Here is an 8,952-nt window from a genome sequence, read left to right on the forward strand (position 1 = left end):
CTCTTCGTCCATCAACGTACTCATGATGTCGTCCTTTCGACATTAACACCTGAGCAGGTTCTCACTGGGTCGATACATCCAGTCGCGAGTGTCGCGTGACCACCGCGCCGGGTTGGGCTCGCTTGTGACCCAGCCACAGCGCGATCTCACAGGGATCGGCACCCGACTGCAGCAGGCTCATCGCCGTGGAGTGCCTCACGACGTGCGGCGATACCGACATTCGCTCGAGCTGTGGATATCGGGCCGACGCCGCCTCCACGGCCAACTGCAGCCGCTGGGCGACGTTGGCCCTAGTCATCGGATGCCCGTCGCGCCCAGGTAGCAGTGGGGACTTGTCGCGCAACTGAGGGTTCAAGTGCAACCAGTCGCGCACGGCTTGGGCCGAACTCTTGCACAGTGGCAGTGAGCGCTGCTTGCCTCCCTTACCGTGCAGCCGGACGCTGTTGGTCGGGCCGAGCACGATGTCAGCAACGCGCACGTCGATGATCTCGGAGACGCGCGCGCCCGTGTTGAACATGAGCGTGAGCAAGAGCCGGTCGCGCTGCCCGATCCAGGTGTCGGTCGCCACCTCGATCACCGCCAGCATCTGCTCGCGCTGCAGGTAACCGACCATCTTGCGTTCGAAGCGCTTCATGGGCACAGCCAAGGCGTTCTCGATCACGCCCAGGTTGTCCGGATCCCGCCTGGCTGCGAACTTCAAGAACGCCCGCACCGCTGCCAGTCGGACGTTGCGACTTCGAACAGAGTTGTGTCGCCGCACCTCCAGATGATCAAGGAAGTCGGCCAGGAACCGGGCGTTCAGATCGGCAATCCTCATCCCGTGGTCCGGCAGGCGCCGCGTCTCTTCGGCAAAGCGCAGCAGCAGCACGAAGGTGTCACGGTACGAGGCCACAGTGCGCGGGCTCAAGGCTCGCTGCTGCACCATTTAGTCGGTGAAGATCTCTCGCACGAGGCCAGCGAACGTCGGGGTGGTCTGGCGGCTCATCGCGCAGCCCCTTGCCCGTCGATGCCGGCGAAGCGCTCGAACCGCGCACCGATGGTGTCCATTAGCTCTGGAATGCCGGACAGGTACCAATAGGTGTCGGAGATCTTGGCATGGCCCAGGTACGTGCATAGCCAGAACATCGCGTGGTCGATGGACTGACCCGTCTCGCGCCAGAGTTGTACGCGACGCACGGCGAAGGTGTGACGCAGATCGTGGATACGAGGATGGGGATGGTCGCCTCGGGAGCGCCAACCGAGTCGCAACTGCAGGCGCAGAAAGACGTTATCCACCGTGCGCCTCGCCAAGTGCCCGCCGTCGTACGAGACGAAGAACGGGGCGCGCTCCTCGACGTCATGACGTCGGTTCCGGGCCTGCCGGTACAAACCAAGTTCCAGCACCGTGCTCGCATGAAGCGGCAGGCAGCGGGACTTGTGGAACTTGGTCTGCCGCACGGTGAGCATGCCACCCTGGAGATCGACATCACCCAGCGTGAGCTTCAACGCTTCCGACAATCTGAGCCCCGCTGCAGCGATCAGGCCGAACAAGGTGCGGTAGGCCACTGTCGTCAAGGATGGGATGGCCGGACGCTTACGATCTTCGAGACCCTGAGCCAGCAACTGCAGCAGCATTGCCTGATTCCGCGTGGCGGTCAGATCGTGGACGCCAGCATCGTGCAGGCCCCGATTGCGCAAGCCAACGCCAAGGAACGCGAGGCGCTCAACCGTGGCGATGCGCCGGAAGGCTAGAGCGCCAAGCGCCTGGCCCACACCCTGGACGATTTAGCACGGCAAGGCCTTCTACGGCTACAAGCTGCACGGCAACGTGGATGGGCGCTACAAGCTCAACCGAGAGCTGAAGATCACGCCGGCCAACGCGGACGACGGACAACAACTTCCCGATGTGCTGCAGGCCGCCAACACGCGGGATCGACTGCTGGCGGACAGGGGTTACGACAGCCAGACGAACCGGCAGGTGCTGCAAGCGCGGGGACTGCAAGAAGGGATCGCGCGCCGAGCCAAACTGGGCCAGACCGCCAAGGCGCGGCTGAACCAGCGCAACCGCACCATCAACAAGACCCGTGCTCGCGTCGAGCATGTCTTCGCCAGCCTGGCGCAGCAAGGCGGCAAGTGTGTGCGCGCGATGACCCTGGCGCGCAACGCACTGGCCATCACTCTGCAGTGCGCCGCCTACAACGCGCGCCGGTTGGTGTGGCTGGTCAAGAGCGGAGATCCGTCTGCATGGCCCGCTTGAGGGCTGAAATACCTGTCGCAGGTCTCTGCGGCGGGTGGAAACGAGCATCGAAGGGCATCGCACCTCGAATGCCCGCTCAGCTTACGCGCACTCGCGGGCCGTTGCCGGCCGCGCGAGGGGTTTCAGCCCTCGATGGTCCGACTGATGCAGAAGCGACCGCCATGCGATGTCAATGATTGCCGGACGCTTGGTCTTCGTCGATTAGCGTCAGCGTAACACTCAGCGAATCGGCCTGAGAAGTCGCGATGGGACCTTCCACGCCACCCGCTGCACGCAAGTCCTGTTCGACGACGGAGAGCAGATCCAAGCGGGACGGTGCATCCTCGATATGGAGGTTGCCGACCTTGGTCTTCATCGAAACTTGCCGCTCTGACTTGAACTTGCGCACTTGGCGCAGGACGTCGCACGCGAAGTCCAAGTGCGTTGTCGCGTTGGCAGACTCCCGCGCGTCACCTGCGGGCCATGCGCTGAGGTGGATCGAGTCCGAGTGTGCCCACGACCACGCCTCTTCGGTGACGAAAGGCATAAACGGCGCGAACGCGCGCAGAAGGCGGTCGATTGCGGTAGCGATCGCGTGGCGCGCCGAAGCGGAGCCGGCGCCTTCCGTATAGGCGCGCGTCTTTACGAGCTCGACGTAGTCGTCACAGAACCACCAGAAGAACGATTCAAGCGATTCCAGCGCGCGGCTATATTCGAACTCTTCCAGCGCGGCCGTCGCCTGCGCGAGCACGCGCGACTGCTTCGCGAGCATCTGCGAATCGACGCCTTCGAGTGCAGCGGGCCTCGTCGGAACGAGTCCCGCGGAGAGCTTCGCGACGTTTAGGACCTTCGTCGCGAGACGCCGCCCAATCTTCATCTGCCTTTCCTCGAAAGCAGTGTCGGCGCCGGGGCGACCCATAGCGGCCCAATACCGCACCCCGTCGGACCCGTGATCGTCCAGTAGCTTTGCGGGCGTGATCACATTACCCTTCGACTTCGACATCTTCTTGCGGTCCGGATCGAGGATCCAGCCTGAGATCAGCGCGTGTCGCCACGGAAGCTTCCCCTCCTCGAGATGGGCTCGCACCAGTGTGCCGAACAGCCACGTGCGGATGATGTCGTGACCCTGGGGACGAATGTCGAACGGGAAGAGCGAATCGAAGCGGCTGCCGTCTTCATCCCAGCCCGACGCAATCTGGGGCGTGAGCGAACTGGTGGCCCACGTGTCCATCACGTCGGGGTCTCCGATGAAGCCGCCCGGCTGCCCGCGCGCGGACTCCGTGTATCCGCGCGGCGAGTGGGATGAGGGATCGATAGGCAGCTCGGACTCGTCGGGGACAAGCGGGTGTTCGAAGTCAGGCTGGCCCTCCGCATCGAGCGGGTACCACACGGGGATGGGCACGCCGAAGATTCGTTGGCGGCTGATTAGCCAGTCGCCGTTCAGTCCGTTCACCCAGTGTTCAAAGCGCGACTGCATGTGCGTAGGCTTCCAGTCGATCTCGCGGCCTCTTTCGAGTAACTCGGCCCTCAGGTCGGTATCGCGCCCGCCATTGCGGATGTACCACTGGCGCGTGGAGATGATCTCAAGCGGCCGCTCGCCCTTCTCGTAGAACTTGACTGCGTGAGTAATCGGCCGCGGTTCCCCCAGAAGCTCGCTCGAGGTCTTGAGCAACTCTTCGATCACCGAACGCGCCTGGTTCGGTGATCTGCCCGCCATCTTTGCGTAGGCTTCTGCGCTGCCGGCCGCGCGGATCCACTCCGGCGCTTCTTTCTGGAAGGTGCCGTCCTTGTTCATCAAGGACCGGCTCGGCAGGTCTAACTCGCGCCACCAGATAACGTCTGTGACATCGCCAAACGTGCACACCATCGCAATGCCAGTGCCCTTGTCCGGCACGGCCAGCTTGTGCGCAAGCACCGGAACTTCGACGCCAAACACCGGCGAGTGCACCGAACAGCCGAACAGGCCGGCGTAGCGCACATCGTCAGGATGAGCGACCAACGCCACGCAGCTAGGCAGCAATTCCGGTCGCGTCGTATCGACGGCGACAAGGTCGCCATTTGCCGCGTGGAACGTGATCTTGTAGAAGGCGCCCGCAGTTTCGCGGTCCTCAAGTTCCGCTTGCGCCACTGCCGTTTGGAATGTGGCATCCCAGAGCGAAGGCGCATCTTGCATGTACGCTTCGCCGCGTCGAAGGTTGCGCAGGAACGCTTTCTGGCTGATACGCTGCGCGCGGGGGCCGATCGTGTTGTACGTGAGGTTCCAGTCAATCGATAGGCCAAGCCTCACGAGCAGATCGTGAAACGCAGCCTCGTCGATATGCGTGAGCTTGAGGCAAAGCTCGACGAAGTTGCGCCGGCTGATCCGGTCGTACTGTCCACGTTTCGCTGCGGGCTGCGCGGGGGGGGCGTAGTTCTGCTGGTAGGGCTTCGTCGGATCGCAGACCACGCCGAAGTAGTTTTCCACGCGGCGCTCGGTGGGCAAGCCGTTGTCGTCCCATCCCATCGGGTAAAACACGCGCTTGCCGCACATGCGCTGATAGCGCGCGATGATATCGGTGTGGGTGTAGCTGAACACGTGGCCGACATGCAGAGAACCTGACACGGTCGGCGGGGGCGCATCGATGGCGAAGGCGCCGGCACGGCCCGCGCCGTCAATGTACCTGTAGGTGCCTGCTTCTTCCCAAATCCTTGACCATTTGGACTCCAGTCCGTCGACGGTCGGTTTGTCGGGAACAGTGCTTTCAGTATAGTCTTGCACGAGAGATTTTCCGGCTGGTTGGACGACGCACGACGGGGGATAGCCATGCGAATCTGGGCAGCTTGGGGCCCGTTTCTAGGGATTATCAGCGAAGCGCATGTTGCGAGGGGGGTGTCCGGATTTCCGTGTGTGAGGCGGGTGGGTGAATTGGCTGTTGGCTGATCTCTCTGATGTCTTCAGGCCCCTGCCAGGCCGCTGGAGGCGCCCCGGTTGAGCCATGTACTCATGGCTCAACCCCTTACCGCCCGGCCTGCGCCGGCGCGGTGAATCGCTCCTCGTAGAGTACCGCGGACTGGTTTATCGTCTCGCGCCACTCCTTGGCAGCGCGGCCCCAGTCGGCGGTGATGTTGCGCAGCGCCAGCCACAGCAGCTTGGTGGCCGCGTCGTTGCTGGGGAAGTGGCCCCGCGTCTTGATTATCTTGCGCAGCCGGCTGTGCAGGCTCTCGATGGCTTTGGTGGTGTAAACCACACGCCGCACCGCCCGGGAAAAGGCGAAGAAGGCGTGTGGGGCTGTCCTGGGCAATGTAGCGAACGATGCTCAGAAGGTCCGAAGATGCCTTGGGGCGCCACACGACGCTGTACTCACCCACCGACATCAGTCACCGAGCTGTGGCCGCCACGCCTTGACGAGCGGTTTGAACTCAGCCTCATAGCCCAAGCTGTCGGGGTAGCGATGGACGCGTCCGATCAAGCCAAGGACCACGGTCATGTCGGCGACGATGGCAGTGTCCAGCGACCACAGCGAGGTCAGATCGAAGGCGCCGCAACTGCGACTGTTCCACCAGGCCAGAAGGAAGTCTGCGACCCGCCGACTCTGCCCGGAATCGCGCTGTGCGTGGGCCAACAGACGTTCCAACGCGGCTGCTTCGTCGGCGGTGATGAGACTGGGCCGCGCCTCGTGCGCCGCGGCCAGCATCGCCTGGGCGATCACGGCCTCAGGCTGCCGTGGTCGCCTGTTCATGCACGCGCCCGACGCACCGGCTTGGCGCGCCCACGCTCAATGGCGTCGATCTCGGAGTCCATGGCTGCCATGACCTCGTCATGCAGCGCGCTCGGCTGCGCATCGTCCAGCGACGCCTGAATCTCGGCAGCCAGCCACCGGTTGTGGGCTATCGCCTGGTGGGCGACACGCATCGCCTCTGCCTGGCTGGACCGGCTTCGGCTCATGTCCTTCTTGCTCGGATCCCAGTCGGTGGCGTCGAGCTGCGCTACTGCGATACCGACTTCGCGCAGCAAGATCATCGCCGAGGCCGGGTTGCCGAAACGACGCGGCTCGGTGCTGCGCGCCTTGGCCAGCACCGCATCCTGGCCGCTGCAGGTGGCGATGCGCAACATGAAGCCGCCGCCCTGACCCTTGAGGGTCACGCCGGCAACACCACCGGCCGCCGCGGTGGCGCGCAGTTGCTAGAGGGTCATGCTGTGCATAGGAGTGGTCGCATAGAAGACAAAAGAATAGTGCACGCTTGACAGAAGACATGCAACTTCAATGCGCGCTCAAGCTGCCCGACGGGCGGGGGCAGGGTTCTCCACTCACTTCGTAAGCGTCCGGCGAACCCGTCTTGACGACGAGGGTGGTGATCAGGCAGCGACGGGGCAGGTCTGCCAGCGATGCGGCAGCAACCCGGCGATACGGCTGGCTGGGAGCGTCGGCAGGCGCTCCAGTACGTCCTTGAGGTAGGCGTAGGGGTCGACGCCGTTGAGGCGCGCCGAGTGCACCAGGCTCATGACCGCAGCGGCGCGCTTGCCCGCTCGAAGCGAGCCTGCGAACAACCAGTTCGATCGTCCGATGGCGATCGGCCGGATCTGGTTCTCGACCCAGTTGTTGTCGATCGGCAAGTCGCCGTCGTCGATGTAGCGCGTCAGCGCGATCCATCGCTTCAGGCTGTAATCGATCGCCCTGGCGGTGGCTGATCCGTCGGGCACCTTCTGTCGCTGCTGCACGAGCCATTGCTGCAGCGCATCGGCAATCGGCCGGGCCCGCTCTTGCCGGATGGTCTTGCGTTCGTCGGTCGCCAGCTCCCGCACGTCGCGCTCGACGTCGTAGAGGGCCACGAAGAACTTCAGCGCCTGCTCGCCGACCTGGCTGCCGTGGTTGGCCCACAGTTCGTGGAACTTGCGCCGCGCGTGGGCCATGCAGCCCACCTCGGTGACACCCATGTCGAAGCAGGCCTTGTAGCCGCTGAAGTCGTCCGTCACCAGTCGGCCCGTCCAGCCAGGCGCTTGCGCACTGCCCGGTAGCCCGAGGAACTCGCGCACATGCTGCCCGCCGCGACTCTCGGCGAAGTCGAAGACGACGGTCTTCACCGGGTTGAAGCTCGTCGTGCAGTAGCTCCACAGGTACGCCCGGTGCGTCTTGCCGTTGCCCGGCTTGAGCATCGCCACCGGCGTCTCGTCGGCGTGCAGCACCTCGTGCCTCAGGAGTTCAGCTGTCAGCGCGTCGACCAGCGGCTGCAGTTGCGCGCCGCACTCGCCAACCCACTGCGCCAGCGTCGAGCGCGCGATTGCCAGCCCCGCACGCTCGAAGATCGCCTCCTGGCGGTACAGCGGCAGGTGGTCCAGGAACTTGGCCACCAGCACCTGGGCCAGCAATCCGCTCGTCGGGATGCCCTTGTCGATGATGTGCGGCGCCACCGGCGCCAGCACCAGCGTCTCGCACTGGGCGCACACCCACTTGCCGCGGATGTGGCGCTCTACCGTGAAGACACCAGGCTGGTAGTCCAGCTTCTCGGCCACATCCTCGCCAATGCGCTTCATCGCGCAGCCGCACCCGCAGGTGGTGCTCTCGGGCTCGTGGCGGATCTCCCGGCGCGGCAGGTGCGCCGGCAGCTTCTCGCGCTTGGGGCCTTGCTTGTCCTGCGGCGCCTTCGTCTCAGGCGTCTGTTGTTCGATCTCCCGGGCCAGCGCCGCCAGGTCGGCGTCAATGGTCTCCTCGATCAGGCTCTTCTGCTCAGCCGAGAACGCTTCGCTCTTGGCGGCGAACTTCAGCCGCTTGAGCACGGCCATCTCGTGCGTGAGCTTGTCGATGGTGGCCTGCTTGAACGCGGCCTCGCGCTCCTGGCGCTGGATGATCTCGTCCTGGCGCGCCACCTCGGCCTGCAGCGCGCGCAGCGCCTGGCGCATCTGCTGCGGATCCAGGGTGTCGAAGGACGTGTCGGCGATCACGGATGGTGATCCGTGCCAGAGCCTGTGCCCAGCCGCATCGGCACATCCGGCAATTGCCTACAGCACGGTGATGACTCCGGCTTCGCCCAGGCGCTGCCAGGGCAGACCCAGCACCAATGCATCGAGCTGGGGGCGGGTCAAGGTCAGCGTCGAGCCCGTATCCCTGGGCCAGACGAACTTGCCGCTGTTCAGACGCCGAGCCGCAAGCCACACGCCGAAACCATCATTCACGAGCACCTTCATGCGGTTGGCTCGACGGTTGGCGAACAGGTAAGCGTGGTGCGGGCGGGCCTCACCGAAGACCTTGACGACGCGCGCCAGGGCAGACTCGGTCCCGGCACGCATGTCCAGCGGCTCAACAGCGAGCCACACCCTGTCCACGCGGATCAACGCAGGATCTCGCGCAGCCAGGCCGCGCAGAAGGAGGCGCCTGCCATCGGCCAGCGCACGCGCACGCTGATCGCTCCGCGCTGCAACTCAAGTTCCACGAACTGCGCCGACTCGCTCGCCACTGGCACCGCAGCCATGGCGATCGGCACGAACGCACTGACCGGCTCGGCGCCGCACTGGGCCTGCCGCCTCCACTTGTGTACGAGGTTGGCGTTCAGGCCGTGCGACATGGACACCTTGGCCACCGACGCCCCGGGCGACGCGCACTCGGCCAGAACCTGCCGCTTCAACTCCGCGCCGTGCCGTCTGCGGCGCACACCCTTGGCGTCAATCTTGGTGTCCACTTGGTCTGGCGGATTCAACTGGTCAATGCAACGGTCTGGCTGAACATCTCAGCCGGCGTCCTGAAGCCGAGGGTCTTCCTCGG

The 8,952-nt window shown here is 64.6% G+C and carries 9 protein-coding genes and 1 pseudogene; 1 reads left to right on the forward strand and 9 read right to left on the reverse strand.

Annotated elements, in window-relative coordinates; translation table 11 throughout:
* Positions 1-61: 61 nt before the first annotated feature.
* Together KAK03_RS24505 and KAK03_RS24510 are read right to left on the reverse strand one after the other, a co-directional pair.
* Complete coding sequence (locus tag KAK03_RS24505) at positions 62-907, reverse strand: tyrosine-type recombinase/integrase (protein ID WP_247661414.1); 846 nt, start codon at positions 905-907, stop codon at positions 62-64.
* Between the two features lie 74 nt (positions 908-981).
* Entirely contained in the window at positions 982-1,752 is a 771-nt protein-coding gene (locus KAK03_RS24510; protein WP_310738725.1) for a tyrosine-type recombinase/integrase, read from the reverse strand.
* 55 nt (positions 1,753-1,807) lie between these two features.
* Between KAK03_RS24510 and KAK03_RS24515 the strand changes: the two genes are divergently transcribed.
* The gene (locus KAK03_RS24515; protein ID WP_310738726.1) at positions 1,808-2,236 is read left to right on the forward strand and encodes a transposase; all 429 of its coding nucleotides are present in this window, start codon (positions 1,808-1,810) and stop codon (positions 2,234-2,236) included.
* A gap of 169 nt (positions 2,237-2,405) precedes the next feature.
* On the opposite strand, the gene valS is transcribed toward KAK03_RS24515, so the two are convergent.
* From valS to tnpA, 7 genes and pseudogenes are all read right to left on the reverse strand, one after another.
* Positions 2,406-4,973: a valine--tRNA ligase gene (valS, locus tag KAK03_RS24520; protein ID WP_210857310.1), complete on the reverse strand. Its 2,568-nt coding sequence runs from the start codon at positions 4,971-4,973 to the stop codon at positions 2,406-2,408.
* 238 nt (positions 4,974-5,211) lie between these two features.
* A pseudogene (locus tag KAK03_RS24525) lies at positions 5,212-5,472 on the reverse strand (transposase); the annotation flags it as partial.
* A 96-nt stretch (positions 5,473-5,568) separates the two neighbouring features.
* Positions 5,569-5,889, reverse strand: coding sequence for a DUF7673 family protein (locus KAK03_RS24530; RefSeq protein ID WP_210857313.1), 321 nt, complete (start codon positions 5,887-5,889; stop codon positions 5,569-5,571).
* 41 nt (positions 5,890-5,930) lie between these two features.
* Positions 5,931-6,338, reverse strand: coding sequence for an antitoxin PaaA2 family protein (locus KAK03_RS24535; RefSeq protein WP_210857311.1), 408 nt, complete (start codon positions 6,336-6,338; stop codon positions 5,931-5,933).
* Positions 6,339-6,551: 213 nt separating this feature from the next.
* On the reverse strand, positions 6,552-8,093 hold the full coding sequence (gene tnpC / locus KAK03_RS24540) for an IS66 family transposase (RefSeq protein WP_210857314.1): 1,542 nt from the start codon (positions 8,091-8,093) through the stop codon (positions 6,552-6,554).
* Between the two features lie 99 nt (positions 8,094-8,192).
* A complete protein-coding gene (gene tnpB / locus KAK03_RS24545) occupies positions 8,193-8,516 on the reverse strand; it encodes an IS66 family insertion sequence element accessory protein TnpB (protein ID WP_310738728.1) in 324 nt (107 codons plus the stop codon).
* Positions 8,517-8,521: 5 nt separating this feature from the next.
* Complete coding sequence (gene tnpA, locus KAK03_RS24550) at positions 8,522-8,869, reverse strand: IS66-like element accessory protein TnpA (RefSeq protein WP_310738727.1); 348 nt, start codon at positions 8,867-8,869, stop codon at positions 8,522-8,524.
* Positions 8,870-8,952 lie beyond the last annotated feature (83 nt).

Origin of the sequence: Ideonella alba, assembly GCF_018069845.1 — a bacterium.
Classification (GTDB): Bacteria; Pseudomonadota; Gammaproteobacteria; order Burkholderiales; family Burkholderiaceae_C; genus Ideonella; species Ideonella alba.